Genomic DNA, 26,731 nt, shown 5'->3' with positions numbered 1-26,731 from the left:
CAAGTGCACGGACCAGAAGAACTACGCGGGTGACCCGCGGTCGAACGCTGAGATCAACGGTATCGGTGAGGAGACGGGGACGTGCCCGGCGCCGCAGAAGGCCGGTTCTTCCTCGGGCGGGTCCAAGGGTTCGGGTGCCAAGTGCACGGACCAGAAGAACTACGCGGGTGACCCGCGGTCGAACGCCGAGATCAACGGTATCGGTGAGGAGACGGGGACGTGCCCGGCGCCGCAGAAGGCCGGTTCTTCCTCGGGCGGGTCGGAGGGCTCCGGTGCCAAGTGCACGGACCAGAAGAACTACGCGGGTGACCCGCGGTCGAACGCCGAGATCAACGGCATCGGTGAGGAGACCGGCACCTGCCCGCCCGTCCAGCACCAGTGAGTTCCCGAGCCGGTCATCCGAGGCGGGCGGCGCAATGATTCCCCGCCCGGGTGGCCGAGCGCGCAATGATCGTCCGGCAACACGCAACGGTCGCGCATTACGGCCGTGAGCTGCTCACTCATAGGCTCGTGCCCCGTGTCAGGAGTGGCGGTGACCGCCGGCTGGGCCACCGCTCGGTGCCTTGTCGCCGGTTCGCACGCCGACCCGGAGCGACAAGGAGCCCGAGATGCTGGAACACGGAGCGGCACCACCCTCGTCCGAGCCGCCCACCGCTCCCGACCCGGTCCCGTCCCCGGGGTTCGTGGGCCGGCTGGCACGGCGCAAGCCCGTCGAACTGCTGGTCGCGGAGAGCGGCAGGGGTGAGGGCGGGGCAGCCCTCCGCCGCACCCTGACCATGTGGCAGCTGACGACGATCAGCATCGGCGCCACCCTCGGCACCGGCATCTTCGTCGTCCTGGGAGAAGCCACCCCGCTGGCCGGACCCGCCGTCGCCGTCTCCTTCGTCCTCGCCGGACTGACCGCACTCTTCTCCGCGCTCTCCTACGCGGAACTGGCCGGCTCCATCCCCGTCTCCGGGTCGTCCTACTCGTACGCGTACGCGACCATGGGCGAACTCGTGGCCTGGATCTGCGGCTGGTGCCTGGTGCTGGAGTACGGCATCTCCGTGGCGGCCGTCGCGGTCGGCTGGGGCGAGTATCTCGACGAACTCCTCCACGGGACCTTCGGGGTGACCCTCCCCGGCGCCGTCTCCGCACCGCTGGGCGAGGGCGGCTACGTCAACCTGCCCGCCCTCGCGGTCATCGTCCTCGCGATGGTGTTCCTGATGGGCGGCGCCAAGGAGAGCGCCCGCATCAACACCGCCATGGTCGCCATCAAGATCATGACGCTGCTGCTGTTCTGCGGCATCGGGTTCTTCGGCATCCAGGCGGGCAACTACGCGCCGCTCGCCCCGCTCGGTGCCGGCGGTGTCAGCGCCGCCGCGGCCACCCTCTTCTTCTCCTACATCGGGTTCGACGCCGCCTCCACCGCGGGTGAGGAGGCCCGGAACCCGCAACGGGACCTGCCCCGGGCGATCATGCTGTCCCTGCTGATCGTCACCGTGCTCTACTGCGTCGTCGCGCTGGTCGCCGTCGGAGCGATGCCCTGGCGGGACTTCGCGGGCACCGATGCCGCCCTCGCCCGCATCATGGAGGACGTCACCGGGCTGGGACTGTGGAGCGTGGTGCTGGCCGCCGGCGCCGTCGTCGCCATCGCGAGCGTCGTCTTCGCCGTCCTGTACGGGCAGACCCGGATCCTGTTCGCCATGTCCCGGGACGGGCTCGTACCGCCCGTCTTCGCCAAGGTGAACGAGCGGACCGGGACGCCCCGCGCCAACACCGTGCTCGTCGCCGCCTTCTGCGGCCTCCTCGCCGCCACCGTCCCGCTCGGCGAACTCGCCAACGCCACCAGCATCGGCACCCTGTTCGCCTTCGCGCTCGTCAACGTCGCCGTCGTCCTGCTGCGGTACACCCGCCCCGGGATGAACCGCACCTTCCGGGTACGGTTCTTCCCCCTCACCCCCCTGCTCGGCTTCGGCTTCTGCCTGTGGATGATGGCCAGCCTGCCCGCCGTCACCTGGGCCGTCTTCAGCGCCTGGATGGCCGCCGGCCTCGCGCTCTACTTCCTCTACGGCGTCCGGCACTCACGGCTGGCGGTGGCGGTGGCGGTGGCGGGGCGGGACTGAGGGGGCCCCGGGGGACTCACTGGGGCCAGGGAACATCCCGGGGCCGGGAGCCCCCGGGGCCCGGGGGCCGGGGAGTCTACGGGGTGGCGCCGGGAGACTCCCGGTGGATGCGGCGGCCGGCCGTCCCCTCCGGGGCTCAGTCGTCCCCCGGCCGGAAGGGGATGGTCAGCCAGGGGCTCTCCGGATCGGTCGTCAGGATCCGGTGCGAGGTCAGCGTCTCCTCGTACCAGGGACCGAACTCCTCGTCGTCGAAGTGGAGGCAGCGGCCGAGCGCGTACCCCGCGGAGAAGTCCTCCCAGGAGCGGTAGGCGACGGCGCTGACCCGCCCCGCGCGCAGCACGGCCGCCTCCGCCTCCTCCAGAGTGCAGAAACGCGCGGCGAGGCCGAAACGTGCCATGTTGGAGCCCCGCCCGTAGTCCCAGGCCGCGACGGAGCGGACGAACCGGCCCTCCGGCAGCAGCCCGTCGGCACGGAACCGCGCCTCGTACCGGGTGATCCGCCCGATGAGCCGCTTGACCCCCTCGATCTGCGCCTCCCTCTCCTCCTCGGAGGGGCCCTCGGTGCGGGTGACACCGTCCGGGGTCAGCTCCACGCGGGCGGTCGGCACCCGGCTGCGCAGTACGCGCTCGGCGGCCTGGCGCCAGTGGACCGTCTCCACCTGCCCGCCGAAGTCCTGCGCCAGGCTGTGCCGCACGCCCAGCACGAACTCCCACACCGGGCTGCTCATCTCGCCCGTCAGCAGCTCCTCCTGGTAGCGCTGCCACTTCTCGCGCGTCGTGACGCCCCACCAGCGGTCCAGCAGCCGCCGCTCGTCGGTGTAACCGTGGCCGTGGCCCAGGGCGTTCCAGTAGGTACCGTTCTTCACACACATCAGCGCCCCGCAGGCCAGACCGCGCGCGACATCCCCCGTGCGCGGGCCGCCGATCCACAGCGTGCGCAGCGTCTGGTGGGCGTGCGAGCAGGAGTTGTCGGCCCGGTCCGCGTGCTGCTGCCACAGCGCCCGGTACCCGGGGCCCGCCGGGAAGTACGCCTCGCACGGCGACCCCGGATTGACCGCCAGCCACGGCGGGTCCGTCGCCTCCCACCTTCGGGCGTACCAGTCCAGGCTCTGCGAGAAGAAGACAGGGGTGTCGAGGGGGACCGGAAGCATCGCCTCCGTGTAGACGGGGATGCACCACGACTGGATCTCCGGACGCCACACCGGGGTGAGCGTCACGCTCCCCGGATGCGCGTCGAGCCAGTCGCGCGGGGCCGCGTGGTACAGCGACTCACCGGCCAGGACATCCATGTAAGCGGCCCAGTCCATCCGGGACTTCGCCTCGAACAGCCGCCGCTCCACGTCGCTGGGCACCTCGCGCCACACGGGCGCCGCCGCCGCGCCGTCGCCTGCCGCCGTTGCCGTCGGCGCCGCCTCCGCCGGTGCGGCGACCTGCCCGGCCGCCCCCCGCTTCCACATTCGATGACCTCGCAGTCCAGCTCCGCCGCTACCAGTGACCCCGGGACGGACGCCTCACAGCAGCCGGCTCACCAGTGGGAGGACGACGTAGAAGAACGCCAGATAACCGGCCAGCGCCCCGACGATGATCCGCTTCTTCCCCACGGCCCGGCGCCGCGCCTCCACCACCCCCGGCGGCGGCGCCCACCCCGCCCCCGGATGCGCCCCGTACGGATTCACCGGCGGCGACGGAAGCCGCGGCTGCCGCTTGGCCATGGGGCGAAGACCTCCGGGGGACGAGCAGGGGAGTCCGGTACGGTGTGCCACCGCGTGACGTCTGACCCTCCGTGACACTCGGGTCAACGCACGGTGGCCACCCAGGATAGCGCCCCCCGACCGGGCCCCGCCCCCGGGGCAGGGGCGAGGGAGGTCAGAGGCGGGGAAGTTGGCCGGCTTGGCGCTGCCGGGGCGAACGGATCATTCCGTTTGAGCGGCACCGGCACGGGCGTTCAGCAGTTGGACCCACGTATTCGTCGCGTTGCCGCGATAGCGGGCGTCCCGTGCATGCGGTGCCGTCTCGATCAGATGGAGGAGGGTCCAGGAGAGTCCGTAGCAATCGTCCGGTCCGAAAGCAGCGGTGAGCGCTTGTGCTTCTTCGTCGGAGACCGGCGGGGTGATCCGGTCCAAGAGATGTTGCGCCTGTGCGATCTCTTCCTCTGTGGCTTCTTCCGAAGGCAGGGGGCCGGACCGCACCAATTCCTCAACTTCGAGGCGGATCGACATATTTCTCCTTTCACAGCCACCCGATGCTTCGATAATAGGCGAGTAGATCCATGATTCCCTTGTTGTAGTAACCGGGATCCCCGTACTGTTTTTCGCCTATCCTTCTCATGTCCCAGAGATCCTTGGCGACCACTGTCCGGAAGGGCAGGCCCGCGTCGGCAGCTTTGGTTGCCCGGCCGTGCGGGCCGTAGGTGCGGGTCAGTTCGTGATCGGCCTGTTTCATGACTATGGCGCCGCCCTCGTTTCTGGGGAGAAAGCCCAGGGCGACCTGCGGGATGTGGTGGGGTGTGAGGCCGTCACCAGGCTGTCCGGGGTTCATATCGCCGAACCGTCCCGCCTGGTTCTCCACCACTGTTTTGCACGGGAGAAGGCCGAGCGGATCGGCCTCTTCCCAGGGGTTCGGGACATACGTCACCGGATTCGGGGCGGGGGTCAGGCCCAGGGGATCCGGGGACAGGTATCGGGCTGTTTCGGGGTCGTAGTGGCGGAAGTAGTTGTAGTGGAGGCCGGTTTCGGGGTCGTAATACTGGCCGGGGAAGCGGAGTGGGGTGTACGCGGTGGCGTCGGTGTTCCAGGTGGTGGTGCCCCACAGGGTGCGGCGGCTGTGCCACGCTGTGGCGCCGTCCTCGGTGACCAGGGCGGTGGGGGTGCCGATGAGGTCGGTGACGACGGCGAAGAAGCGGGCGTCTATCTCCCGTTGACTCGTTTCCTCGGTGATGCGCTCCGTCTGGGAGACGGGGTGGAGGCCCTGGTGGTTCCAGGTGAGGGTGACCGGGTGCGGGGTGGGTCCGGTGGTGGTCTGTTCCACGAGGGTGGGGCCGTCCCAGGTGAAGGCCACGCGTTCGCGGCACGAGCGTTTCGTGAGACGGCGGCCCAGGGGGTCGTACGTGTAGTGCCACACGGTGCCGTCCGGTGTGGTGACCCGGGTCAGGCGGTCCTCCGGGTCCCACTCGTAGTGCCAGGTCTCCGGCTTGCGGGAGAGGTGTTTCTTCCGCCGGTGCACGACGCGGCCCGCCGCGTCGTGCTCGTAGCGCACGCGGCCCGCCGCCCGGACGCGGGTGCCGGTGTAGGCGCGGGGGCCCCGGGCTTCCGGGGCGGCGTGGTCCGCCGGCCAGTGCGCCGCCGTCTGGTTGCCGGCCTCGTCGTAGGCGTAGGTCTCCGTCCAGGCGCGGGCGTCCACCCGGGTCACGCGGCCTGCCGCGTCGAGCCCGAAGCGGCTGGTGCCGTCCCGTGAGTCGTCCACCGCGATGAGGTGGCCGTCCGGTCGGTAGGTGTAGGAGCGGTGCCGGTCGGCGTCGGCCGCCGGGCCGGTGAGGGCTTGGTCGGTGAGGCGGCCCGCGGGGTCCCACGCCCAGGTGAGGGACGCCCGCCCGTCGATCGCGCGTGCGAGTTCGCGGCCCGCGGCGTCGTACGACGACGTCAGTGTGTGGCCGTCGGCCGTGAGCGTCGTGCGGTTGCCCGCCGCGTCGTACCCGTAGCGGGTCACCGAACCGGTGGGGGTCGTACGGCGCACGGGACGGCCCCGCGCGTCGTACGCGAAGGTGAGGGCTCGCCCGTTCACGACCTCCGTCTTCAGCCGGCCCGCGCGGTCGTACTGCCGGAGCAGTTCCGCGTCCGGGCCGCGCGCTTCGACCAGGCGGCCCGCCGCGTCGTACGCGTAGGTGGTGACGGTCCCGGCCACGTCCTTGGCCGTCAGGCGGCCGAGGACGTCGCGCGCGTAACCGATCCGGTCGCCGAGCGCAGTGGTACGGGCCACCAACTGGCCGGCCGCGTCGAGTTCGTAGCGCTGGGTGTGGCCGTCGAAGTCCGTCTCCGCGACCAGCCGGTCGGCCCCGTCCCAGTCGTAGGTCCACGTCAGGCCCTGCGGGCCGGTGACCCGCGTCAGGCGCAGGCGGGAGTCGTGGTCGAAGGTGTACCGCACGCCGTCCGGGCCGGTGCGGGCCGTGAGCAGGTCGAAGTGCGTGTAGGCGTAGGTCGTCTCGCCGCCTGCCGCGTCCACGTGCCGGGTGCAGTTCCCCTCGCCGTCCCATTCCCAGGTCTCGGTGGCGCCGTCCGGGCCGGTGCGGCGGGTGAGACGGCCCTCGACGGTCCAGGCCAGGTGGGTGGTGTCGCCGAGCGGGCCGACCACGGCGACCGGGCGGCCGAACGCGTCGCGGCGGTAGGTGGTCACCGCGCCGGACGGGTCGGTGATCTCCAGCGGGAGTCCCGCCGCGTCGCACCGTACCCGGGTCCTGTGCCCCAGCGCGTCTGTCACGCTCGTCAGGCGGCCCGCCGCGTCGTACGTGCAGCGGGTGGTCGCTCCCGCCGGGTCGGTGACGGCGGTGCGGTTGCCGCGTTCGTCGTACGCGTACCGCCACACCGCTCCGTCCGGCTCCACCCTCTCGACCGGCAGGCCGAGCGCGTTGTAGGACACCGTCACGGCACCGCCGTCGGGACGCACGGCCCGTACGACGCGGCCGGCACCGTCCCGCTCCAGCCGCACGGTGCGGCCCAGCGGGTCGGTGCGGGACAGGACGCGGTGGTGGGCGTCCCGCTCGATGCGGCTGGTGGCGCCCGTGGGGTCCGTGACCGCGACGACCTGGTTGCGGATGTTCACCAGGTAGTACGTGGTGTGTCCGAGCGAGTTGGTGACCTTGGTGACGCGGTGGCCCGTCGCCGGGTCCGGCGCGCTGTACGCGAAGGTGGCCTGCATATGGCCTGCGGCGCCGGACTGCCACACGCAGCGGTCGTGCTCGTCGTAGGCGTACGTGTAGTGGGAGCCGTTGGTGTCGGTCCACGAGGTGATCCGGCCCAGGGAGTCGTAGCCGAAGCGCAGCGGGCGACCGCACGAGCCGGTCACCTCGGTGAGGTTGCCGTGCGTGTCGTAGCCGAAGCGGACGATCTCCTGCCCTCCGCGGTCCGGTTGCCGGCCACCCTGCCCTCCGCGGTCCTCGCCTCCGCGGCCCTGCGCCCCGCGGTCCGCCTCCACGTCGCCCGCTCCGTCGTCGGCCAGCCGCAGCGCCGTCACCCGCCGCAGCTCCGCGTCGGTCTCCACGTGGAGGTGGTAGCCGCCGGAGTGGACCAGGGCGAGCGGTGTGCCGTCCTCGTCGTACTCGCATGTGATCCGGTTGCCGTTGCGGTCACGGATCTCGGCGAGCAGGGCGACGCCTGCCCGGTCGGCCAGGTCGACCGGTGGCGCGAACCAGCTGGTCCAGCCGGTTTCGGGGTCGGTCAGGACGTAGTCGCCGTCCGTCCGCCGCTCCAGGGGCCGTTGCGGCCCCCGCTGCGGGAGCACCGGCTCGCCACCCGGCTCCGGGTGCGGGTACGCGACCAGCAGACTGTGCTCACCATGGAGGACGACACCCGCCGCGTCGACTTCCAGACGCTGGTCGAGGGTGCTCGACCAGGCGGGCCCGAACCAGCGGCCGGCCCGGTACGACGACTCGAACTGGCGGCGGAAGACGAGGGGCAGGACACCGGGCAGCGTCAGATCCGTCTGCGGCAGCAGCATGCGGCCCGTCGCGAAGTCGACAGGGTCCTCGCCGCAGGGTTTCTGGTCCTCGGGCCGATTGGCGTTGTCGGGTTCCTGGTCGAGGGATTCCCGCCCGGGATTGCCGGGCTCGTGGGCCGGCTCCGGCGGGTGCGCGGGCCCCGCGGGCTGCCGGCGGGCGCCCGTGGCGTGCTCCGCCGCGCGTGCGGCGCGGCCGGCCCCGGCCATTGTGCTCGCGCCCTTTCCGGCCCCTCCGGTGAGGGCGTCGAACGCCATCCCGCCGAAGAACTCCTCCGGGTCGTCCAGGAAGCTCCGGTAGGCCTGTTCGAGAGCGGCGTCCGGGTGCGTCGCCAGGGATTTCGCCCCCGCGGCGGTGCTGTTGAGGTTGGTCCGGTAGTCGTCCGGGTTGAGGATGTTGTGGGCGTTGACGGGACTGACGCCCCGGGCGAAGTCGAGGGCTCCCGTCCCCGTGTTCGTGAAGCCGCCGGTCCGGTGCTCCATCGCCAGCAGGCCGCCCTTGAGCCCGCTGCGCGCCTGGGCGAGATACGAGGGCTTGGGCGGTGCGGCATCGCGCGCCGCCTCCATCAGCGTGTTGGCGGCGCGGGCCGCCTCGTCCCGCTGGCGGCGCGCCTCCCTCAGCTTCTCCCGGGCCTCGTCCATCCGGGCCTCGCCCGGGTCCTCGGCCGGCGGCTTGTCCGGGAGGGAGCCGGGCGCCCGGTCCTTCTCGGGTGTCTCCTTGTACGCCGTGAGCGCGTCCTCGTAGAAGGAGACCTTCGCCTTGTGCCGCTGGGAGGCCGCCTTGCCCTTGTTGTAGAGCTTGATGGCCTCCCGGGCCTCCTGCTGGGCCCAGCGCACGGTTCTGGCGAAGTCGTTGAGGGCGCTCTGCGCCTTCTCGCAGGCGTCGGCCGCCTTGAACCAGCGGCCGGGCTGGACCTCGACCGTCCGGCGGAAGGCGTCGGCGGCCTCGCCCTTGAGGTGCTGGGAGTCCAGCCCGCGCATGCCGCGGCCCACGCGGTCGAATGCCTTGTGGAAGTCCCGCAGGTGGCGGGCGGTCGCCTCCAGTTTGGACGGTGAGCCGTGGATGAGCTTGTTCGCCTCCTCCGTCTCGCCCAGGTCCCGTTCCCGGACGTCACCGCCGGTCTTGTCGGCGACGACGTCCCCCGCGTCGCGGACGAACTTCGCGCCGGGTTTCCAGCCCATACCGTCCAGCCGGTCGGCGAGCAGGTCCGCGCCCTTGCCGACGGCTTCGCCGCCCTTCTCGACGGCGCCTTCGACCGTGTCCTTGACCTGGTCGGGGACGAAGTCGCGGTAGGCGTCCTTGCCCGCGTCGGTGGCCGCGTCGACGAGATCCCCCAGCCCCATCAGCCGGCCTCCTCACCGGTGTGGCCCGGTTCCCCCTCGACCTGGCCGGTGAACAGGTCCCGGTAGCCGGCGTCGGCGAGACCGTCCTCGGTGGCGTACGGGTTGCCGTAGGGGTTGACGGTGTTGGCGACGCCCTTGAGCGCCACCGAGCGGTAGCGGTCCTCCTCCCACGTCATCCCCGCGGACAGCCCCAGGTTCTCGGCGATCGCGTCCGCGTCGGTCATCAGGCCGCGCACGCCCCATTCCCACCGTTCGCAGAAGCCCTCGAACGACTGGGAGAGCGTGTCGTCGCCGACCTCCATCGTGGACAGCTTCATCTCCTCGAAGCCGCTGCCCTGGGCGGCGTCCACGTCCGTGCCGATCTCCCGGAGTTCGTCGAGGGCGTCCTTGATGCCCTTGGTCAGCTGCGTGACCGTGGATTCGGGGACTTTCAGCTCGCCTTGCTGCTCGTGGTACGCGAGTTCCGCCTGGAGCCTGTCTCCCGGCAGCAGCGGTCGTCCGCCCTCTCCCATCTCTGCCCCCCTGTACGGTGCTCGGCCAGTCGAACACCGTATCTGTAAGCGACTGTTCGAGCGCAAGGAGTATCCGGCGCTCGGGCCGCCGGTGACGCGCGTGGTCCCAGGGTGAGGTCATGAGGTCCCGGAGTCGGTCAGGCCCCCGGGGTGAGGTCCTCGTCCATGCGGAAGCGGTCAGTTGGTTCAGACCTATTGCCCCCGTCGGTGTGTCCCTCGTAGCCTCACGCCGCACGCGTAGTTGTGGCATACGAAACATTCGTTGCAGTCTGCGCAACGCCAACGCTTCGTGCTGGGGGGTCTCGTCGTGAAGGTCGTCAACAGCGCAACGGGAACGAAGAGGGCGGTGGGGCGGGTCGGGGCCGTGCTGCTGGCCGGTGCGATGGCCGCCGGCCTGGCCGGGTGCGCCCCGTCCACCTCGGACGGCGGCGGCAGCGGAAAGGACGAGAGAAGCGGGACCGTCCGGGTCTGGCTCTTCCGGGAGGTCGGCAACGGGCCGAAGGAGGCGGTCGTCCGGAAGGTGGTCGACCGGTTCGAGAAGCGGCACAGGGACGTCGAGGTCGATGTGCGCTACATCCCCGTCGACAGCCGGGCCGAGAAGACCAAGGGGGCGTTCAACGACCCCGACTCGGCTCCCGACGTCATCGAGTACGGCAACACCGACACCGCCGGGTACGTCGCCGACGGCGGACTGGCCGACATCAGCGCCGAGTTCCACGACTGGGGCCCGGCCCGCGACCTGGACGCGACGGCCAGGAAATCGGTCACCGTGCGGGGCAAGCAGTACGGGCTGCCGCTCTTCGTCGGCGTCCGGGCGCTCTACTACCGCACGGACCTCTTCGACGAACTGGACCTGAAGCCGCCCCGCACGCTGAGGGAGGTGGCCCGCGCCGCCGAGAAGGTCCGCGCCGCGCACAAGGACATGTACGGCCTGGCCGTCGGCGGGGCCTACACCTACGGAGCCATGCCGTTCATCTGGGCCCACGGCGGCGAGCTGGCCGAGGAGAACGGCGCGGGGAAGTTCACCTCCACCCTCGACAGCGCGGCGGCGAAAAAGGGCATCAGGGCCTACACCTCCCTCTTCGGCGACGCCAACTGCCCCGCGCGCACCTGCGCGAGGATGGGCGGCAACGACACGGTCGAAGCCTTCGCCGGCGGCAAGGCGGGCATGGCCATCGGCGGCGACTTCAACCGGCAGGCCATGGAGGACGGCGAGGCCAAGGGCAGGTACGCGGTCGTACCGCTGCCCGGTGTCGAGAAGGGGCGGATCGCCCCGGCCTTCGCGGGCGGCAACAACATCGGCGTGCTCAAGAGCACCGACCACCGCACCCTCGCCGTCCAGTTGGCCAAGGAACTGGCGGGCAAGCGCACCCAGAAGCAGCTGTTCGACGCGATGGGCTTCCTGCCGACCTTCCGCGACATCCGCGCCCGGGTCGCCGCACGGGAGCCGTTCGTCGAGCCGTTCGTCGAGACGCTGGAGGCGGGGGCCAAGTTCGTGCCGGTCAGTCCCGCCTGGGGGCAGATCGACGCGTCGCTGATCCTGCCCGGCATGTTCCAGCGGATCGTCAGCGGCAAGCAGGGTGTGGACGGCGCGGCCGAGGAGGCCGCGCGGAAGATGGACGAGGCGTTCGACCGGTGAGCCCCCGGCACCGTCCCCGCCCGGGTTCCGACCCCGGCCCTGGCTCCGGCACCGGTCCCGGCCCCCGTCCTGGCTCCCGTCCCGGCCCCGGCCCCCGTCCCGGCCGCGCCAAGGCGGTGGCGCCGGGGCACGGCGGCTGGACGCCCTGGCTCTACCTGGCGCCCGCGCTCCTCGTCCTGGCCACCCTCCTCGTCTACCCGGTCTACCAGCTCGGGCTGATCTCCTTCCTGGAGTACACCCAGGCCCAGGTCAGCGGTGGGCAGCCGACCAGCTTCCAGGGGCTGGGCAACTACGCCGAACTGTTCGGCGACGCCCGCTTCTGGGACGTCCTGCTGGCGACCGTGGTGTTCGCCGCGGCCTGCGTGCGGTGCACGGTGGCCGTCGGCTGCGCGCTGGCGGTGCTGCTGACCCGGGTGCGGGCGCTGCCGAGGCTGCTGCTGATGCTGGCCGCGCTCGGCGCCTGGGCGACGCCCGCGATCACCGGCTCCACCGTGTGGGTCTTCCTCTTCGACCCGGACTTCGGCCCCGTCAACAGGGTGCTGGGGCTCGGGGACTTCTCCTGGACCTACGGGAGGTTCAGCGCGTTCGCGCTGGTGCTCCTAGAGGTCGTGTGGTGCTCGTTCCCGCTGGTGATGGTGGTGATCTACGCCGGTATCCGCGCCGTGCCCGCCGAGGTGCTGGAGGCCGCCGCGCTGGACGGCGCGAACACATGGCGCACCTGGCGCAGCGTGCTGACGCCGATGCTGCGGCCCCTGCTGATCGTGGTCACCATCCAGTCCGTCATCTGGGACTTCAAGGTGTTCACGCAGATCTATGTGATGACGGGCGGCGGCGGTATCGCCGGACAGAACCTGGTGCTGAACGTCTACGCCTATCAGAAGGCGTTCGCGTCCTCCCAGTACAGCCTCGGCGCGGCCATCGGCGTCGTCATGCTGCTGATTCTGCTGGCGGTCACGCTGCTGTATCTGAAACTGCTCCGCAGGAACGGGGAGGAGATATGAGCGCCGCGACCACCGCACCGCCCCGGCGGCGGATACGGAAACCCTGGCGACTGGCCGCCGAGTGCGCCGCCGTGCTCCTCGCGGCACTCGTCGCCTTTCCGCTCTACTGGATGGTGCTCTCCGCTTTCAAACCGGCGGGCGAGATCCGTTCCGACCGGCCGCTGCCCTGGACCCTGGCGCCCACCCTGGACGCGTTCCGGCGCGTCTTCACCCAGCAGGACTTCGGCCGCTACTTCCTCAACAGCCTGCTGGTGGCCGGCGCCGTCGTGGCCGCCTCCGCGCTGATCGCGTTCCTGGCGGCGACGGCCGTCACCCGCTTCCGCTTCCGGCTGCGCACGACGCTGCTCGTCCTCTTCCTCGTCGCCCAGATGGTGCCGGTGGAAGCGCTCACCATTCCGATGTTCTTCCTCATGCGGGACCTCGGGGTGCTCAACTCCCTCCTCTCCCTCGTTCTCCCGCACCTGGCCTTCTCTCTCCCGTTCGCGATCTGGATGCTGCGCGGATTCGTCAAAGCGGTCCCCGAAGCGCTGGAGGAGCAGGCGTACATCGACGGTGCGAGCCGCACCCGTTTTCTGTGGCAGATCCTCTTTCCGCTCGTCCTCCCCGGCCTCATCGCCACGAGCGTCTTCTCCTTCATCTCCACCTGGAACGATTTCCTCTTCGCCAAGTCGTTCCTCATCTCCGCCACGGAGAACTCCACTCTCCCGCTGGCGCTCCTCGTCTTCTACGACACCGAAACCCCCGACTGGGGCGGGGTGATGGCCGCCTCGACGGTCATGACGCTGCCCGTGCTCGTCTTCTTCGTCCTTGTCCACCGGCGCCTGGTCTCCGGACTCGGCGGCGCGGTGAAGTGAAGCGAAGCGAAGTAAGGAGAACCGGTTATGTCCGCCACCGGCTGGTCGGGGCTCGTGCCGCAGCCCCGCGACGTACAAGAGGGGCAGGGGCCGCCCTTCGTCTGGGGGAGCCGCACCGCGCTCGTCGCCGAACCCGGGGCGCGCGGGGTCGCCCGCTGGCTGCGCGGCCTGTCCGTACTGCCCTTCCACGAGGGCGAGGAGAGGCCGGACAACACCCTCGAACTGCGCCTCGACACCCGCCTGCGCACCGCGCTCGGTGCCGAGTCCTACCGGCTGGACGTCACCGCCGAGCGTGCCGTGCTGACCGGCGGGGACGCGGCCGGTCTCTTCCGGGGCGCGCAGACGCTGCGGCAGGCGCTGCCGCCGGACGCGTTCCGGCGCGCGGGTACGACGCGGGAGTGGCGGGTGCCGCCGTGCCGGATCGAGGACGCGCCGTGCTTCGCCTGGCGCGGGATGATGCTCGACGTCGCCCGGCACTTCATGCCCAAGGACGGCGTGCTGCGCGTCCTCGACCTGCTCGCCGCGCACAAGCTCAACGTCTTCCACTTCCACCTGACGGACGACCAGGGCTGGCGCATGGAGATCCACCGCTACCCCCGGCTGACCGGGGTCGGCGCCTGGCGCCCCCGCAGCCGCGTGGGCCACCGCGCCTCGCCGCTGTGGGACGAACGCCCGCACGGCGGCTACTACACCCAGGACGACCTGCGCGAGATCGTCGCGTACGCGGCCGAACGCCACATCACCGTCGTCCCCGAGATCGAACTGCCCGGCCACTCCCAGGCCGCCATCGCCGCCTACCCCGAACTCGGCACCACCGACGCCGTGGACACCTCCGCGCTCGGCGTCTGGACCGACTGGGGCGTCAGCCCGCACCTGCTCGCCCCCACCGACGACGTCCTCCGCTTCTACGAGCACGTGCTGGAAGAGGTGCTCGACGTCTTCCCCTCCCCCTACATCCACATCGGCGGCGACGAGACCCCCAAGGAGCAGTGGCGGGCCTCGGCCGTCGCCCAGGCCCGCATCGCGTCGCTGGGACTGCGCGACGAGGACGCCCTCCAGTCGTGGATGGTGCGGCACTTCGACCGGTGGCTCGCCGAGCGCGGACGCCGCATGACCGGCTGGGACGAGATCCTCGAAGGCGGCACCCTGGAGGGCCCAGGGCTCACCCCCGGCGCGGTCGTCTCCTCCTGGCGGGGGAAGGACGGCGGCATCGCCGCCGCCGAGGCGGGCCACGATGTGGTGATGTGCCCGGAGCACGAGCTGTACCTCGACCGCAGGCAGGCCCCCGGCGACGCGGAACCCACCCCCTTGGGGTACGTCGCCTCCCTGGCCGACGTGTACGGGTTCGAACCCGTACCCGCCCAGCTCGTCCGGCACGGACGCGCCGAGCGGGTGCTCGGTATCCAGGCGAACATGTGGACGGAGTGCGCCGAGAACGCGCAGCGCGTCGACTACCAGGTCTTCCCCCGGCTCGCCGCCGTCGCCGAGGTCGCCTGGTCCGGACCCGGCAAGCCCTACGCGCCCTTCGCCGAACGGCTGGAGAGGGCACACCTGCCCCGGCTCGACGCCCTCGGCGTCGCCTACCGCCCCCTCGACGGCCCCCGGCCCTGGCAGCAGCGCCCCGGCATCCCCGGGAGGCCGCTGGAATGAGCGGCGCCGGCCGCTCCTCGCCGGGCGGCGAGGAGCGGCGTGCCGGGCCGAACGGCCCCTCGTGCCCTCGTGTTCAGATCTTGTTCAGAGTTTCCCGGCCCTGACCCCGTCCACGAAGGTGGTGAAGGCGTCGGTGGGGAAGGTGAGGATGGGTCCGTGGGGCTTTTTGCTGTCGCGGACGGGGACGGTGCCTGTCGTGGTGGCGGTGGTGGGTGACCATTCCAGGCAGTTGCCGCCGTCCTGGTTGCTGTAGCTGGACTTGACCCAGGCGGTGGCGGGGAGGGGCGGGGTCATGGGGCCTCCCTAGTGGGGCGCCTTGAGGGATGTGACGAAGGTGGTGAAGGCGTCGGTGGGGAAGGTGAGGATGGGTCCGTGGGGCTTTTTGCTGTCGCGGACGGGGACGGTGCCTGTGGTGGTGGCGGTGACAGGTGACCATTCCAGGCAGTCGCCGCCGTCCTGGCTGCTGTAGCTGGACTTGACCCAGGCGGTGGCGGGGAGGGGCGGGATCATGGGGCCTCCATAAGCGTTTTGATCAACCGGGCAGAGGTGTCGGGCGAGAGGGCGGAAGCCGTCAGCACATCGTAGAACCGGGACAAGTTTCGTACCTGGGCTGGCTCTTCGATGATCGTGCCTGATCGGATGCCTTCCGTGTAGACCACCGTCTCCTCTGCGGTGGTCAGGATGGACATGGACCCGTCCATCAGGCCGTGCGTTCCGGCGTCCAGCGGCAGCACCTGGAGCATCGTGGTGGGGCGCTCGCCGTGTTGCAGAAGTGCCGCGAGCTGCTGCCGCATCACCTCCTGGGTCCCCACCCTTCGGCGAAGCACCGACTCGCAGACGATGGCCGAGAAGTCCGGCGGCGAACACCCCCGCAGAATTGTCTGCCTGGCCATGCGGTCCCGCACCTTGGCTGACAGCTCCGCCTCGCTCGCCCGCGGGTTGCCCTCACGGAAGAGCGCCCGCGCGTACTCAGGGGTCTGAAGGAGACCAGGTACCACGGTGGGCGACCAGGCGGCGATCTGGCTCGCCCTGGGCTCCAGTTCGATCCGGCGCCGCGAATGAGCCGGGAACGACTGGGACGTTATCTCCTCATACAGCCGCTTGAAGAGGCCGTCCGTCTCGAAGACCTCGTCCAGGAGGGCCGGGAGGTCCGGGGGGATGGGGCCCTGGCAGGTCTCCACCCGGGAAATGGTGCTCTTGGAGGTCCGCGTCAGCCGGGCGAGGTCCGTCTGGGACAGGGGGGCGGGGTCGTACAACTCCCGCCTGCTGCGGCACTCCTCCGCGAAGACGCGGCGGGGGTCCGGGGGAGCGCCGTCCCCGTCCTCCCGCCCCGGGTACGTGTCGGCTGGCTGGTCCCTCACTGTGTCGTGCCCACCTCTCTGGTCGCCGCCCCCGTGGCCGTGTTCCGCGCGGCCAGCAGCGCTCTGCATATGCGGCGTTGACCAACCCGCAGGTCGGGCGCTGAAACGCGCGCCAGGGTCGGCAGTTGTGCCGCAGCCTTGTGACTGGCCCAGCACAAAGAGTGACAGAAATGAGGGTCCCCATGGGCGCGCATGCCTCGAAAAAGCCGCCGTACATCCGGTGCACCTGGCCGACGTCTTCGTCCCCCTGCGCGGGGGAGCCGGTGCCCGTGCCCGGCTGCGATGTCTGCGAACTGCTGGCCCGCGACCGGGAGCGGGCCCGCCGGCACGGCCATCTGCTGATCGTCCGCAGCTGCAACGCCGTCATGGCGGGCCACCCGCACCGGAGGGAGGGGACGGAGCGGTGAGGGATGGAACGGTGGGGGACGGAGTGGTGAGGCGTGCCGCCTGTCCGAGGTGCCGGATGCTGGAACGGTGGCTGGCCGAGGCGGAGGCGGCCCGTGACGCGTCCCGGGCGGTGGACTGCCGGGTCCTGCTGCGCCGCCACCCGGACCACGACGGCCCGCCGCGCCGCGCGGGAGGACGTACGGGCGGACGTACGGGAGAAGCCGCCGAAGAGGGGGCGGAGCAGGCCGCCGGGCCGCGCGGGACGCGGGGCGGCGCCGCCCGGTGACCGTCAACCTCCGCGCCCGCCGGTCGCACCCGGGTGCCCGGGGTGTTCGCCGCGGGATCGGGCGAACACCCGCCCAAGACCGCCCTTACTCCGCGAAAGGGCCCATCCCCGGCCCTCGTGTCGGCCCCCCGCCGAGATATGCCACAGTTGCCTCGTCCGGGCTGTGAGCACGTACCGTACGGCAGTGCAGCCGGAAGCCCGGTAGGTCGGGGAAGGGGCAGCAGGTTGAGCACGCACGTACGGCATGCACCAGACGGCGGACAGGCCGCGCGGACTGTGCCACCTGCCGTCATGCTGCCGACGACGCTGGACGAGGCCGTCTCCGCGCTCTCCGCCGTCCCGGCCGCGGTCCCCGTGGCCGGCGGCACGGACCTGATGTGCGACGTCAACTCCGGGCAGCTCCGCCCCGCCGCGCTCGTCGGCCTCGGCCGCATCAGCGAGATCCGCGGCTGGTCGTACCAGGACGGGCACGCCGTCCTCGGCGCGGGCCTCACCCACGCGCGCATGGGACGCCCCGACTTCGCGGCGCTCATCCCCGCCCTGGCCGCCGCGGCCCGCGCGGCCGGCCCCCCGCAGATCCGCAACGCGGGCACCCTGGGCGGCAACATCGTCAGCGCGTCCCCCACCGGCGACGCGCTGCCCGTGCTGGCGGCGCTGGAGGCCACGCTCTCCATCGCGGGCCCCGAGGGCGCACGCCGCGAGCTGCCCGTCAGCCATCTGCTCGCGGGCATGGACATGCTCCAGCCCAGCGAGGTCGTCGGATACGTCAAGGTGCCGCTGCTGCACGCCCCGCAGACCTTCCTCAAGGCCACCAGCCGTACCGGGCCGAGCCGCGCGCTCGCCTCCGTCGCCGTCGTGCTCGACCCGATGCGGCGCGGGGTGCGCTGCGCCGTCGGCGCCGTCGCGCCGATGCCGCTGCGCCCGCTGGAGGCGGAGAACTGGATCGCCTCCCTCATCGACTGGGACGGCCGGCGCGCACTGGCCCCCGAGGTGCTGACCGCCTTCGGGGAGTACGTCGCGATGGCGTGCATCCCCGACCCGCCGCCGGAGGAGGGCGCCGACGGTACGCCCGGCACCTCCGGCACCCCTGGCCAGGTATCCCAGCTTCCGCCCGCGGCGCTGCACTTGCGGCGTACGGTGGCGACACTGGCCCGCCGAGGACTCGGGAGGGCTCTCGCATGAGCGGCACACCACGGAACAACGGGAACGGGGGCGCGGGCCCGCACTCGGGTGCGGACCCGCACGGACACGTGAACGCGCACACGGACGAGTACGGAAACGGCGGCGAGGGCACCGCCGAGCCCTACGGCGACGACGCGTCGTACGCCGCATACGACCCGTATGCCCAGGAGGTCCCGTACGGGCAGCACGTGCCACGGAGTTGGGGCGGCGGCGAGTACGACGCCGACGCCACCGCCTTCGTGCAGCTGCCGCCCGGCGGCTTCCAGGACGACGTGCCGCTGGCCGCGCCCGGTACCGGCCAGGGCGGCTACACCCCGCCGCCCATCGACCCCGCGCAGGCCGCGGCCGGTACGGCCGCCCCCGGCTCCGCACCGCTGCCCCCCGCCGAGACCGACCCCGCCTCCGCGGGGCACTGGGTCATGCCGTTCGCCCCGCAGCCCGGCACCCCCGGGGACCAGCACGGCACGGGTACGGGCACGGGCACGGGCCCGTACGGCGCGGGCGGTCAGGGTTCGCACGGGGTGGGCGAGCAGGGCCCGCACGGTGGGGGCGGCTACGGCCGGGGGCGGGGACCCGGCGAGGGGCAGGGTCCCGGGCACGGCCAGGCACACGACCAGGGCCAAGACCCCGGACCCGGCCAGGGCCTCGGGCACGGCCAGGCACACGATCACGGCCAAGGCCCCGGATCCGGTCAGGGGCCCGGGCACGGGCACGGGTACGACCACGCACCGGAGGCCGGACCCGGCCAGGGCGCCGGGAACGGGCACGGCCAAGGGCACGGCCCTGGCCAAGGGCACGGCCCCGGACAAGGGCACGCAACGCAGGGTTCCGGCCCGGCCGGTGGGCCGGGGCAGGACCCGGCGCAGGGACACGGCACCGGGCACGGCCACGGACCCGGTACCGGGCTCGGCCAGGGCGCCGCCGCCGCGCTCGCCGGTTCGCACGAGGCGCGCGGCGGGCGCCGCCCCCTCGGTACCGGGGTGGCCCGTGACACGGCCTCCGGCGACCCGTCCGCGCCCTCCACGCCGGGTGCGTCGCCCTCCACGCCGGGTGCGTCCGGCTCCGCCCCCACCGACGGCGGGCCGCACGCCTGGGCGCCCTCCTCGCCCGCCTCCGCCCCGCACTGGGGCGAGCACGGCCCAAAGAGCGGCGCCCCCGCCGCGCGCCCGTCCACGACGGATCCCGGTGCGGGCGCGGCACACCCGGGCACGGACCCGGCGGCCGGGAACCCTGTCGCGGGCGCACCGGGCGCCGGGAACCCCGCCGATGGGGACCACCCCGCCGCCGCGGACCCCGCCGCCGCGGACCCCGCGGCGGCGGCCGGCAGTGCCGGGCCCGGACCGCTGCCACCGCAGGAACCCACTGCCCCCGGCTGGCCGTTCGAGGGCGAGTTCGAGGGCGGGCAGGTGCCCCGCCCCACCACCTCGTACGCCTTCCCCAGCGCACCGTCCACCGGACACGGCGGCTCCACGGCCACCCCGGAGGCGCCGGCTCCCGGCCAAGAGGGGCCGATCCCCGGGCAGTCCGGGCCGGCCGCCGGGATCGTCGCCCACCAGCCGCCCGTCCCGCCCGCCGGGCCGGAGAGCCGGACGGACGCCGAGGTGACCACGCTGGCCGAGGCGGAGTCCGCGTCCCAGGGCGCGGTCCCCGCGGACCCCGGGGCGGACGGTCCGGACGGGGCAGCGGCGGGCGAGGCCCACAGCGAAGGCCACGGCGGCGACACGTCGGCCCCGGCCCCCGGCGCCGACGGTACGAAGGCCACCGGGACAGCCGAACAGGCCGGGACAGTCGAACAGACCGGGGCAGCCGGTCCGGGCGAGGCGGCAGCAGCCGGCGAAGCAGCGGAATCCGCCGAGGCCCACGGGGCCGCCCGGCCCGCCGAGGGCACCGGGCCCGAGCAGGGCCCCGGCGCACACCAGGGCCGGACCACGGCGCCCGAGGAGGAGGCGGAACCCGGAACGGCCGCCGGTGAGCCCCGAACCGGCGCCCGGACCGGGGACGGGAGCGGCCCGGAGCCGTCCGGTGCCCGGCCCTCCGAGACGGGACTGCCCGAGACCGGACTGCCCCAGGCCGGACTGCCCGAGTCCGGGGCGTCCGGCGCCGACGCGGCGGAGCCCGGCCGGGGCGGCGCGCAGAGCGCGCGGTCCACGGACGCGGAGGCAGCCGCGGCCACGGACGCGGCCGAGAGCACGGACGCCGCCACCGACGCTGCCACCGCCACCGACGCTGCCGACGAAGCCGGCACCGCCGGTGAGACGTCCTCCGTGCCCGAGGCCGTCGAGACGGAGGACGAACACCCGCACGTCTCCTACGTGTTGCACGTCAACGGCGTGGACCGGCCGGTGGCCAGCGCCTGGATCGGGGAGTCCCTGCTGTACGTGCTGCGCGAGCGGCTGGGGCTGGCCGGTGCCAAGGACGGCTGCTCGCAAGGCGAGTGCGGCGCCTGCTCGGTGCAGGTGGACGGACGGCTGGTGGCCGCGTGCCTGGTGCCCGCCGCGACCGCCGCGGGCAGCGAGGTGCTCACCGTCGAGGGGCTGTCGGCCGACGGGAGGCCCTCCGACGTGCAGTGCGCGCTCGCCGAGAGCGGCTCGGTGCAGTGCGGCTTCTGCGTCCCGGGGCTCGCGATGACGGTGCACGACCTGCTGGAGGGCAACCACGCGCCCAGCGAGCTGGAGACCCGCAAGGCGATCAGCGGCAACCTGTGCCGGTGCTCGGGCTACCGCGGGGTGCTGGACGCGGTCCGTACGGTGGTGGAGCAGCGCGCCGCCAGGGCCGAGCGCGAGGCCGCCGGGGCGGAGGCCCACGCGGCGGCCCGCGAGGAGACCGGCCACGGCCAGGACCCGTACCAGCGGGGGCAGTACGACCAGGCGCAGCCGCACTACGAGCACCCGCAGACACCGGCGCACCCGCACCCGCATCCGCAGCCGCACCCGCAGTACGAGCACTACGGCCAGACCCCGGTCGGCCCGGCCGGCCCGGTCGAGCAGTTGGGCGAGCGGACGGGCGGGCAGCCGCCGTACGACGCCGGTGCCTACGACACCGGCACGTACGGCGGTCCGGGCGCGTACGAGCCGCCGCAGCAGCAGTCCGGGGCCCACCCGGCGGACACGTACGCTTCCGGGGCGTACGGTGACGGCGCCGCCTACGGGTACGACGCCTACGGCGCGCCGCAGGAGGCCGGTTACGGCTACGATCCGGCGTCCGGCGGCGACGCGGCCCACGGCGGGCACGAGGGCGTACCCGGTGCGGCGCACATCCCGCACCAGAGCCGCCACCCCGAGCACTTCGAGAACGGCGGCGAGGCGTGAGACGAGGGTCCCGCAGGGACGGAAAGGGCAGGGAAGGGCGGCGGCATGACGGAATCGGCTGACGGTCACACCGGCGCCGGGCAGGGCGCGGGCGCCGGTGCCGGGACGGCGACGCCCCCGGAAGGCACCCCGTTGACCCTGAACGCGCCCTTCGAACCCGAGCCGCACGGACTGGGCGCCTCCGTGCTGCCCACCGACTCCTACGCCAAGGCGCAGGGCACCTTCCCCTACGCGGCCGACCTGTGGGCCGAGGGGCTGCTGTGGGCCGCGGTGCACCGCTCGCCGCACCCGTACGCGCGGATCGTGTCCATCGACACCGAGGAAGCGGCGAAGATGCCCGGCGTCCGGGCGGTCATCACCCACGCCGACGTGCCCGGCGACGCCGCCCACGGGCGGAAGATCGCCGACCAGCCGGCGTTCGCACGGGACGTGGTGCGCTACCACGGCGAGCCGATCGCCGCCGTGGCCGCCGACCACCCGGACACGGCGCGGCTGGCCGCCGCCGCCATCGCCGTCGAGTACGAGGTGCTGGAGCCGGTCACCGACCCGGAGAAGGCGTTCGAGGCCGAGCCGCTGCACCCGGACGGCAACCTGCTGCGGCACATCCCGCTGCGCTACGGCGACCCCGACGTGGTCGGCGACGTGGTCGTGGAAGGGCTCTACCGCATCGGGCGGCAGGACCCGGCGCCCATCGGGGCCGAGGCCGCGCTGGCCGTGCCGCGCCCCGACGGCGGCGTGGAGATCTACACCGCCTCCACCGACCCGCACACCGACCGCGACCTGGCGGCGGCCTGCTTCGGACTGCCGCCCGAGCAGGTCAAGATCGTGGTGACCGGTGTGCCAGGCGCCATGGGCGACCGCGAGGACGCCGCGCTCCAGGTCCCGCTGGGGCTGCTGGCCATGCGCACCGGCTGCCCCGTCAAGATCGCCCTGACCCGCGAGGAGTCCTTCCTCGGCCACGCCCACCGCCACCCCACCCTGCTGCGCTACCGCCACCACGCGGACGGCGAGGGCAAGCTCGTCAAGGTCGAGGCGCAGATCCTGCTGGACGGCGGCGCGTACGCGGACACCTCGTCCGACGCGCTGGCCGCCGCCGTCTCCTTCGCCTGCGGGCCCTACGTGGTGCCGCACGCCGTGATCGACGGCTGGGTCGTCCGCACCAACAACCCGCCCTCCGGGCACGTGCGCGGCGAGGGCGCCATGCAGGTGTGCGCCGCCTACGAGGGTCAGATGGACAAGCTCGCCGAACGGCTCGGGCTCGACCCGGTCGAGGTGCGGGCGCGCAACGTGATGGCCACCGGCGATCTGCTGCCCACCGGGCAGACGGTGACCTGCCCCGCGCCGGTGGCCGAACTCCTCGAAGCCGTCCAGGAGGCGCCGCTGCCCCCGCTCCCCAAGGACGCCCCCGAGGAGGACTGGCTGCTGCCCGGCGGCCCCGAGGGCGCCGGCGACCCGGCGGCGGTGCGCCGGGGTGTCGGCTACGCGCTCGGCATGATCCACATGCTCGGCGCGGAGGGGACGGACGAGGTCTCCACGGCGACCGTGAAGGTCAACGGGCCGGCCGCGACGGTGATGTGCGCGGCCGTCGAGTCCGGGCAGGGCTTCGACACCCTGGCCCGGCAGATCGTGCAGGAGACCCTCGGCATCGAGGAGGTGCACGTCGCCTCCGTCGACACCGACCAGCCGCCGTCGGGTGCCAGCGGGCGCGGCCGGCACACCTGGGTGTCGGGCGGGGCGGTGGAGCGCGCCGCCAAGATGGTGCGCACCCAGCTGCTCCAGCCGCTCGCGGCCAAGTTCGGGATGTCCACCGAGCTGCTCACCATCGCCGACGGGAAGATCACCTCCTACGACGGGGTGCTCTCCACCACCGTTGCCGAGGCGCTGGAGGGCAAGGAGCTGTGGGCCACCGCGCAGTGCCGCCCCCACCCCACCGAGCCCCTGGACGAGTGGGGGCAGGGCGACGCGTTCGTCGGCCTCGCCTTCGCCGCCGTACGGGCGGTCGTCGACGTCGACATCGAACTGGGGTCCGTGCGGGTCGTCGAGGTCGCGCTCGCCCAGGACGTCGGCAACATCCTCAACCCCCGCCAGCTGCGGGCCCGGCTTGAGGCCGGAGTCACCCAGGGCATCGGCACCGCCCTCACCGAGCACCTCCGCGTCGCCAAGGGCGTGGTACGCCACCCGGACTTCACGGCCTACGCCCTGCCCACCGCGTTGGACGCCCCCGACATCCGGGTGGTGAAACTGGTGGAGGAACGCGACGTCGTCGCCCCCTTCGGCGCGAAGGCGGCCTCCTCGGTACCGGTCGTGACCACCCCGGCAGCGGTCGCCGCCGCCGTCCGAGCCGCCACCGGCCGCCCCGTCAACCGCCTCCCGATCCGGCCCCCGAGCGTGGTGACGACGGGCGACTCCCGCTCCTGAGGGGGCGGGAGTCGCCGCGCGGCCGAGGCGGGAAGGCCGGCGCTCGGCTCCGGGACGGCTTCACCAGTCGGCTCATCGGGACGTGACCCCGTGAGGCGGCGGGTCACGTCGTCAGTAGTACGCCCCCGTACGCCGCCGCGGCGATGACGAGCCAGGAGCACAGGCCGAGGGCGGCGACGCGGGCGCCGGTGCGGGACAGGGCGGGGAGGTGGACGGCGCTGCCGAGGCCGAAGAGGGCGGCGGCGAGGAGGACTTCCTGGAGGCGGGCGGCGCCGTCGAGGACGCCGTCGGGCAGGGTGCCGGTCGTGCGGAGCGCGGACATGGTGAGGAAGCCGAGGATGAACAGCGGCACCAGGGGCGGGCGTGTGCCGGTGGCGGGGGCGGCGCGCCGGCGCCGTACCGAGACCACCATGACGGCGACGAGCGGGGCCAGCATCATCACGCGGAGCAGCTTGACGAGGACGGCCTGGCCGAGGGCTTCGGGCCCGGCGGTCTGGGCGGTGGCGACGACCTGGCCCACGTCGTGCACGCCGGCGCCGACCCAGCGGCCGAACTGCCCGGCGTCCAGCCCCAGGGGCGCCTGGAGGAGGGGCAGGACGGCGATGGCGAGGGTGCCGCACAGGGTGACGAGGGCGACGGAGGTGGCGACGTCCTCCTCGTCGCTGCCCCGCACCTCGCTGACCGCGCCGATGGCGGACGCCCCGCAGATGGAGTAGCCGGTGGCGACGAGCACCGGCTGGTCGCCGCGCAGGCCCAGTCTGCGGCCGAGCCAGACGGTGCCGAGGAAGGTGGCGGTGACGACGCCGAGGACCATCGCCACGGTCGCCCAGCCCAGGCCGAGGATGTCGCCGAGGCCGAGCTTGAGACCGAGCAGGACGATGCCGAGCCGCATCAGCCGCTTGCCGGCGAGGGTGAGGCCGGGGCGGGCGATGCCGCGTACCGGGCCGCGGAGGCCGGGGAGGTGGGCGGTGGCGATCCCGAGGACGACGGCCGCGGTCAGCGTCGGCACGGCGGGCACCAGGAGGTGGACGCAGGAGGCCGCGACGACGCCCAGCGCCGCCAGCGCCAGCCCGGGCACCCGGCTGGGTTCGCGGGGTGCGCGGGCCGCGCCGGTGGGGGAGGGGGAGCGGTCGCGGGCGGACAGCAGCGCCATCAGGCGTCGGCCGGCAGGTCGTAGACGCGGCGGACGCTGCTGCCGAGGCGGGAGATGTCGGCGCCGTAGACGTGCAGCGAGACGGCCAGTCCGTCCTCGCCCTCGCAGCCGTTCCACACCCGGTGGATGTCGCCGGGTGGCGCGAAACCGCACACCGAGCCTTGCGGGTTGACCACGTCCTCGGTGGCGACGAGGCGGGCGCTGCCGCCCGGCGCCTCGGCGGGCAGCAGCCGGTAGCGGCGCTCGTGCTCCTCGCCCCGGTGGACGCCGGTGACGCACCAGGAGACGTGGTCGTGGACGGCGGTGCCCTGGCCGGGCAGCCAGACGAGGGCGACGATCGAGAAGCTGCCGTCGCTCTCGGCGTGCAGCAGGTGCTGGCGGTAGTGGTCCGGGTCGGGTGCGCACTGCGCGTCGGTCAGCAGCCCCTCCGCGCCCAGGTGCGGCGCCAGCTTCTCGCCGACCAGGTACGCGGTCACGTCCGGCGGCAGCCCCCGGCCGACGGCCTCGCGCACATCCGCGACGAGGGTGCGCAGGCGGTCCGTCGTGGGGGCGGCGGTGGCGGCGGGTGTCCGGGTCGTCGCTGTCATACGGGCAGCGTCGCGCCGGGCACCTATGACGTCCAACGACGGTTCGTTGGGGTTTCCCTCAACCGCGCTTATGGGTCCCGGGGCCGCCGGGGCGCCGTCCTCAGCAGCCCACGCGGCGCTCCGCCGCCTCGCGCAGCGCCTCCAGGACCCGCGCGGTCGCCGGGACGCGCAGGTGCTCGCGCAGCACGTACGCCGAGACCTGGCGGCGGGAGGCGGGGTCCAGGGCGCGGCCCGTCACCTTCCGGTGGACGAGGAAGGAGAGCACCAGGCCGGGCACCATGGCGATGCCGAGGCCCTCGGCGACCAGGCTCTGGACCACCAGGTTGTCGTCGGTGGTGAACGCGATCTCGGGGGCGAAGCCCAGCTCGGCGCACTCGTGGAGGAAGTTGGCCCGGCAGCGCAGGCAGCCCGCGATCCAGCGCTCGCCGGCGAGTTCGTCCAGCTTGACGGCGCGGCGCCGGGCCATGGGATGTCCGGTCGGCAGCAGGACGGTGAGCTGGTCCTCCAGCAGCGGGATCTCCACCAGCTCCTCGGGCACCTGTTCGCGCAGGCCGGGGTAGGTGAAGGCGAGGGTGATGTCGCACTCGCCGCGCACCACCCGCCGCAGCGATTCGGGCGGTTCGTCCTCCTGGAGCCCGACCCGTATCCCGGGGTGCTCGGCGGCCAGCCCGGCCAGCGCCTCGGGGACGAGGGTGGCACCGGCGCTGGGGAAGGCGCAGACGGAGACCTTCCCGGCCTGGAGCCTGGTGAGCGACTCCATCTGCTGCTGGGCGGTGCTGATGCTCTCCAGGATCACCGCGGAGTGCCGCGCCAGCGCCTCGCCCGCCTCGGTGAGCCGCATCCGGCGGCCCACCCGGATGAACAGCGGGGTGCCCACGGACCGCTCCAGCGCCTTCATCTGCTGGGTGATCGCGGGCTGCGTGTAGCCCAGCGCGCGGGCCGCCGCGGAGTAGGAGCCCGCGCGCACCACTTCGTGGAAGGTCTTGATGTGCCGCGAGTCGAACATGCGAGAACCATAAGCGGAATTTGGGGGAGCGGCTTCGTTCCCGTCCCGATGCTTTTCGGTCAGCCGATGCTGCGGACGGCGTTCTTCGGGCAGAGGGCTTCGGACGGGTGTCCATGGTGGGGCGCCCCCGGTGGCCCCCGCGACCGGGTCAGTCCGCCGGGGCCGCCGTCCCGGAGACCTCGCCCGCGGTGGCGGGCTTCTCCGGTACGGGGGGTGCGGGGTCCTGCCCGGCG

The 26,731-nt window shown here is 73.1% G+C and carries 21 protein-coding genes and 1 pseudogene; 11 read left to right on the top strand and 11 right to left on the bottom strand.

The genetic code is table 11. The annotated features are described in order from the left end of the window. Nucleotides 1–382: pseudogene (locus FM076_RS12320) on the top strand (hypothetical protein); the annotation flags it as partial. 226 nt (nucleotides 383–608) lie between these two features. Next, on the top strand, nucleotides 609–2,105 hold the full coding sequence (locus tag FM076_RS12315; protein WP_173870279.1) for an amino acid permease: 1,497 nt from the start codon (nucleotides 609–611) through the stop codon (nucleotides 2,103–2,105). A 136-nt stretch (nucleotides 2,106–2,241) separates the two neighbouring features. Here the strand turns inward: FM076_RS12315 and FM076_RS12310 are convergent, their stop codons facing one another. The 5 genes from FM076_RS12310 to FM076_RS12290 all read right to left on the bottom strand — a co-directional run bounded on the left by FM076_RS12310 (nucleotide 2,242) and on the right by FM076_RS12290 (nucleotide 9,666). Beyond that, nucleotides 2,242–3,561 (bottom strand): DUF1266 domain-containing protein, encoded by a 1,320-nt coding sequence (locus FM076_RS12310; protein ID WP_173870277.1) that lies wholly within the window; start codon nucleotides 3,559–3,561, stop codon nucleotides 2,242–2,244. Nucleotides 3,562–3,615: 54 nt separating this feature from the next. Then, nucleotides 3,616–3,816, bottom strand: coding sequence for a hypothetical protein (locus FM076_RS12305; RefSeq protein ID WP_173870275.1), 201 nt, complete (start codon nucleotides 3,814–3,816; stop codon nucleotides 3,616–3,618). Between the two features lie 201 nt (nucleotides 3,817–4,017). After that, nucleotides 4,018–4,323: a hypothetical protein gene (locus FM076_RS12300; protein WP_173870273.1), complete on the bottom strand. Its 306-nt coding sequence runs from the start codon at nucleotides 4,321–4,323 to the stop codon at nucleotides 4,018–4,020. Nucleotides 4,324–4,333: 10 nt separating this feature from the next. Beyond that, the gene (locus FM076_RS12295) at nucleotides 4,334–9,154 is read right to left on the bottom strand and encodes a putative T7SS-secreted protein (RefSeq protein WP_173870271.1); all 4,821 of its coding nucleotides are present in this window, start codon (nucleotides 9,152–9,154) and stop codon (nucleotides 4,334–4,336) included. Next, the gene (locus tag FM076_RS12290) at nucleotides 9,154–9,666 is read right to left on the bottom strand and encodes a hypothetical protein (RefSeq protein WP_173870269.1); all 513 of its coding nucleotides are present in this window, start codon (nucleotides 9,664–9,666) and stop codon (nucleotides 9,154–9,156) included. The genes FM076_RS12295 and FM076_RS12290 overlap by 1 nt, the downstream gene beginning before the upstream one ends. 382 nt (nucleotides 9,667–10,048) lie before the next feature. Here FM076_RS12290 and FM076_RS12285 point away from each other — a divergent pair, with 382 nt between their 5' ends. The 4 genes from FM076_RS12285 to FM076_RS12270 are packed head-to-tail and all read left to right on the top strand — an operon-like array spanning nucleotide 10,049 to nucleotide 14,810. After that, nucleotides 10,049–11,305, top strand: coding sequence for an extracellular solute-binding protein (locus FM076_RS12285; protein WP_173874692.1), 1,257 nt, complete (start codon nucleotides 10,049–10,051; stop codon nucleotides 11,303–11,305). Further along, nucleotides 11,302–12,306 carry an ABC transporter permease subunit gene (locus tag FM076_RS12280; RefSeq protein ID WP_173870267.1) on the top strand — a complete coding sequence of 335 codons (1,005 nt, stop codon included), beginning with the start codon at nucleotides 11,302–11,304 and terminating at the stop codon, nucleotides 12,304–12,306. The genes FM076_RS12285 and FM076_RS12280 overlap by 4 nt, the downstream gene beginning before the upstream one ends. Further along, nucleotides 12,303–13,160: a carbohydrate ABC transporter permease gene (locus FM076_RS12275; protein ID WP_173870265.1), complete on the top strand. Its 858-nt coding sequence runs from the start codon at nucleotides 12,303–12,305 to the stop codon at nucleotides 13,158–13,160. The genes FM076_RS12280 and FM076_RS12275 overlap by 4 nt, the downstream gene beginning before the upstream one ends. A gap of 27 nt (nucleotides 13,161–13,187) precedes the next feature. Continuing rightward, entirely contained in the window at nucleotides 13,188–14,810 is a 1,623-nt protein-coding gene (locus FM076_RS12270; RefSeq protein WP_173870263.1) for a beta-N-acetylhexosaminidase, read from the top strand. A gap of 84 nt (nucleotides 14,811–14,894) precedes the next feature. Here FM076_RS12270 and FM076_RS12265 read toward each other — a convergent pair whose 3' ends face one another. Genes FM076_RS12265 through FM076_RS12255 form a run of 3 tightly spaced genes read right to left on the bottom strand, consistent with a single transcriptional unit; the run spans nucleotide 14,895 to nucleotide 16,171 of the window. Beyond that, nucleotides 14,895–15,104 carry a DUF397 domain-containing protein gene (locus tag FM076_RS12265; protein ID WP_173870261.1) on the bottom strand — a complete coding sequence of 70 codons (210 nt, stop codon included), beginning with the start codon at nucleotides 15,102–15,104 and terminating at the stop codon, nucleotides 14,895–14,897. A gap of 9 nt (nucleotides 15,105–15,113) precedes the next feature. After that, the gene (locus FM076_RS12260; protein WP_173870259.1) at nucleotides 15,114–15,320 is read right to left on the bottom strand and encodes a DUF397 domain-containing protein; all 207 of its coding nucleotides are present in this window, start codon (nucleotides 15,318–15,320) and stop codon (nucleotides 15,114–15,116) included. After that, a complete protein-coding gene (locus FM076_RS12255) occupies nucleotides 15,317–16,171 on the bottom strand; it encodes a Scr1 family TA system antitoxin-like transcriptional regulator (protein ID WP_173870257.1) in 855 nt (284 codons plus the stop codon). The genes FM076_RS12260 and FM076_RS12255 overlap by 4 nt, the downstream gene beginning before the upstream one ends. A gap of 182 nt (nucleotides 16,172–16,353) precedes the next feature. On the opposite strand from FM076_RS12255, the gene FM076_RS12250 reads away from it, so the two are divergent. From FM076_RS12250 to FM076_RS12230, 5 genes are all read left to right on the top strand, one after another. Beyond that, nucleotides 16,354–16,578, top strand: a complete 225-nt coding sequence (locus FM076_RS12250) for a hypothetical protein (RefSeq protein WP_173870255.1) — start codon at nucleotides 16,354–16,356, stop codon at nucleotides 16,576–16,578. Nucleotides 16,579–16,634: 56 nt separating this feature from the next. Then, complete coding sequence (locus FM076_RS12245) at nucleotides 16,635–16,844, top strand: hypothetical protein (RefSeq protein WP_173870254.1); 210 nt, start codon at nucleotides 16,635–16,637, stop codon at nucleotides 16,842–16,844. Between the two features lie 291 nt (nucleotides 16,845–17,135). Then, complete coding sequence (locus tag FM076_RS12240; protein WP_243274439.1) at nucleotides 17,136–18,026, top strand: FAD binding domain-containing protein; 891 nt, start codon at nucleotides 17,136–17,138, stop codon at nucleotides 18,024–18,026. Further along, entirely contained in the window at nucleotides 18,023–21,334 is a 3,312-nt protein-coding gene (locus tag FM076_RS33660) for a 2Fe-2S iron-sulfur cluster-binding protein (protein WP_243274438.1), read from the top strand. The genes FM076_RS12240 and FM076_RS33660 overlap by 4 nt, the downstream gene beginning before the upstream one ends. Before the next feature lie 45 nt (nucleotides 21,335–21,379). Further along, nucleotides 21,380–23,752: a molybdopterin cofactor-binding domain-containing protein gene (locus FM076_RS12230; RefSeq protein WP_173870250.1), complete on the top strand. Its 2,373-nt coding sequence runs from the start codon at nucleotides 21,380–21,382 to the stop codon at nucleotides 23,750–23,752. 103 nt (nucleotides 23,753–23,855) lie between these two features. Here FM076_RS12230 and FM076_RS12225 read toward each other — a convergent pair whose 3' ends face one another. The 3 genes from FM076_RS12225 to FM076_RS12215 form a co-directional block, all read right to left on the bottom strand. Further along, nucleotides 23,856–24,905: a YeiH family protein gene (locus tag FM076_RS12225; protein WP_173870248.1), complete on the bottom strand. Its 1,050-nt coding sequence runs from the start codon at nucleotides 24,903–24,905 to the stop codon at nucleotides 23,856–23,858. Further along, on the bottom strand, nucleotides 24,905–25,492 hold the full coding sequence (locus FM076_RS12220) for a cysteine dioxygenase family protein (RefSeq protein WP_173870246.1): 588 nt from the start codon (nucleotides 25,490–25,492) through the stop codon (nucleotides 24,905–24,907). The genes FM076_RS12225 and FM076_RS12220 overlap by 1 nt, the downstream gene beginning before the upstream one ends. A 100-nt stretch (nucleotides 25,493–25,592) precedes the next feature. Further along, nucleotides 25,593–26,498, bottom strand: coding sequence for a LysR family transcriptional regulator (locus FM076_RS12215; RefSeq protein ID WP_173870244.1), 906 nt, complete (start codon nucleotides 26,496–26,498; stop codon nucleotides 25,593–25,595). Nucleotides 26,499–26,731 lie beyond the last annotated feature (233 nt).

Origin of the sequence: Streptomyces albus subsp. chlorinus (genome assembly GCF_013302895.1) — a bacterium.
GTDB classification, from domain to species: Bacteria; Actinomycetota; Actinomycetes; order Streptomycetales; family Streptomycetaceae; genus Streptomyces; species Streptomyces chlorinus.
The sequence above is the reverse complement of the archived record's forward strand: the minus strand, read 5'-3'. Positions and strand labels throughout refer to the sequence as shown.

Excerpts from the sequence above, each read along its gene's own strand:
- FM076_RS12300 (WP_173870273.1), bottom strand. The coding sequence starts at position 4,323 with ATGTCGATCCGCCTCGAAGTTGAGGAATTGGTGCGGTCCGGCCCCCTG.
- FM076_RS12220 (WP_173870246.1), bottom strand. The coding sequence starts at position 25,492 with ATGACAGCGACGACCCGGACACCCGCCGCCACCGCCGCCCCCACGACG.
- FM076_RS12215 (WP_173870244.1), bottom strand. The coding sequence starts at position 26,498 with ATGTTCGACTCGCGGCACATCAAGACCTTCCACGAAGTGGTGCGCGCG.
- FM076_RS12310 (WP_173870277.1), bottom strand. The coding sequence starts at position 3,561 with ATGTGGAAGCGGGGGGCGGCCGGGCAGGTCGCCGCACCGGCGGAGGCG.
- FM076_RS12240 (WP_243274439.1), top strand. The coding sequence starts at position 17,136 with ATGCTGCCGACGACGCTGGACGAGGCCGTCTCCGCGCTCTCCGCCGTC.
- FM076_RS12245 (WP_173870254.1), top strand. The coding sequence starts at position 16,635 with ATGCTGGAACGGTGGCTGGCCGAGGCGGAGGCGGCCCGTGACGCGTCC.
- FM076_RS12315 (WP_173870279.1), top strand. The coding sequence starts at position 609 with ATGCTGGAACACGGAGCGGCACCACCCTCGTCCGAGCCGCCCACCGCT.
- FM076_RS12290 (WP_173870269.1), bottom strand. The coding sequence starts at position 9,666 with ATGGGAGAGGGCGGACGACCGCTGCTGCCGGGAGACAGGCTCCAGGCG.
- FM076_RS12250 (WP_173870255.1), top strand. The coding sequence starts at position 16,354 with ATGGGCGCGCATGCCTCGAAAAAGCCGCCGTACATCCGGTGCACCTGG.
- FM076_RS12260 (WP_173870259.1), bottom strand. The coding sequence starts at position 15,320 with ATGATCCCGCCCCTCCCCGCCACCGCCTGGGTCAAGTCCAGCTACAGC.
- FM076_RS12305 (WP_173870275.1), bottom strand. The coding sequence starts at position 3,816 with ATGGCCAAGCGGCAGCCGCGGCTTCCGTCGCCGCCGGTGAATCCGTAC.
- FM076_RS12275 (WP_173870265.1), top strand. The coding sequence starts at position 12,303 with ATGAGCGCCGCGACCACCGCACCGCCCCGGCGGCGGATACGGAAACCC.
- FM076_RS12265 (WP_173870261.1), bottom strand. The coding sequence starts at position 15,104 with ATGACCCCGCCCCTCCCCGCCACCGCCTGGGTCAAGTCCAGCTACAGC.
- FM076_RS12270 (WP_173870263.1), top strand. The coding sequence starts at position 13,188 with ATGTCCGCCACCGGCTGGTCGGGGCTCGTGCCGCAGCCCCGCGACGTA.
- FM076_RS12285 (WP_173874692.1), top strand. The coding sequence starts at position 10,049 with ATGGCCGCCGGCCTGGCCGGGTGCGCCCCGTCCACCTCGGACGGCGGC.
- FM076_RS12295 (WP_173870271.1), bottom strand. The coding sequence starts at position 9,154 with ATGGGGCTGGGGGATCTCGTCGACGCGGCCACCGACGCGGGCAAGGAC.
- FM076_RS33660 (WP_243274438.1), top strand. The coding sequence starts at position 18,023 with ATGAGCGGCACACCACGGAACAACGGGAACGGGGGCGCGGGCCCGCAC.
- FM076_RS12225 (WP_173870248.1), bottom strand. The coding sequence starts at position 24,905 with ATGGCGCTGCTGTCCGCCCGCGACCGCTCCCCCTCCCCCACCGGCGCG.
- FM076_RS12230 (WP_173870250.1), top strand. The coding sequence starts at position 21,380 with ATGACGGAATCGGCTGACGGTCACACCGGCGCCGGGCAGGGCGCGGGC.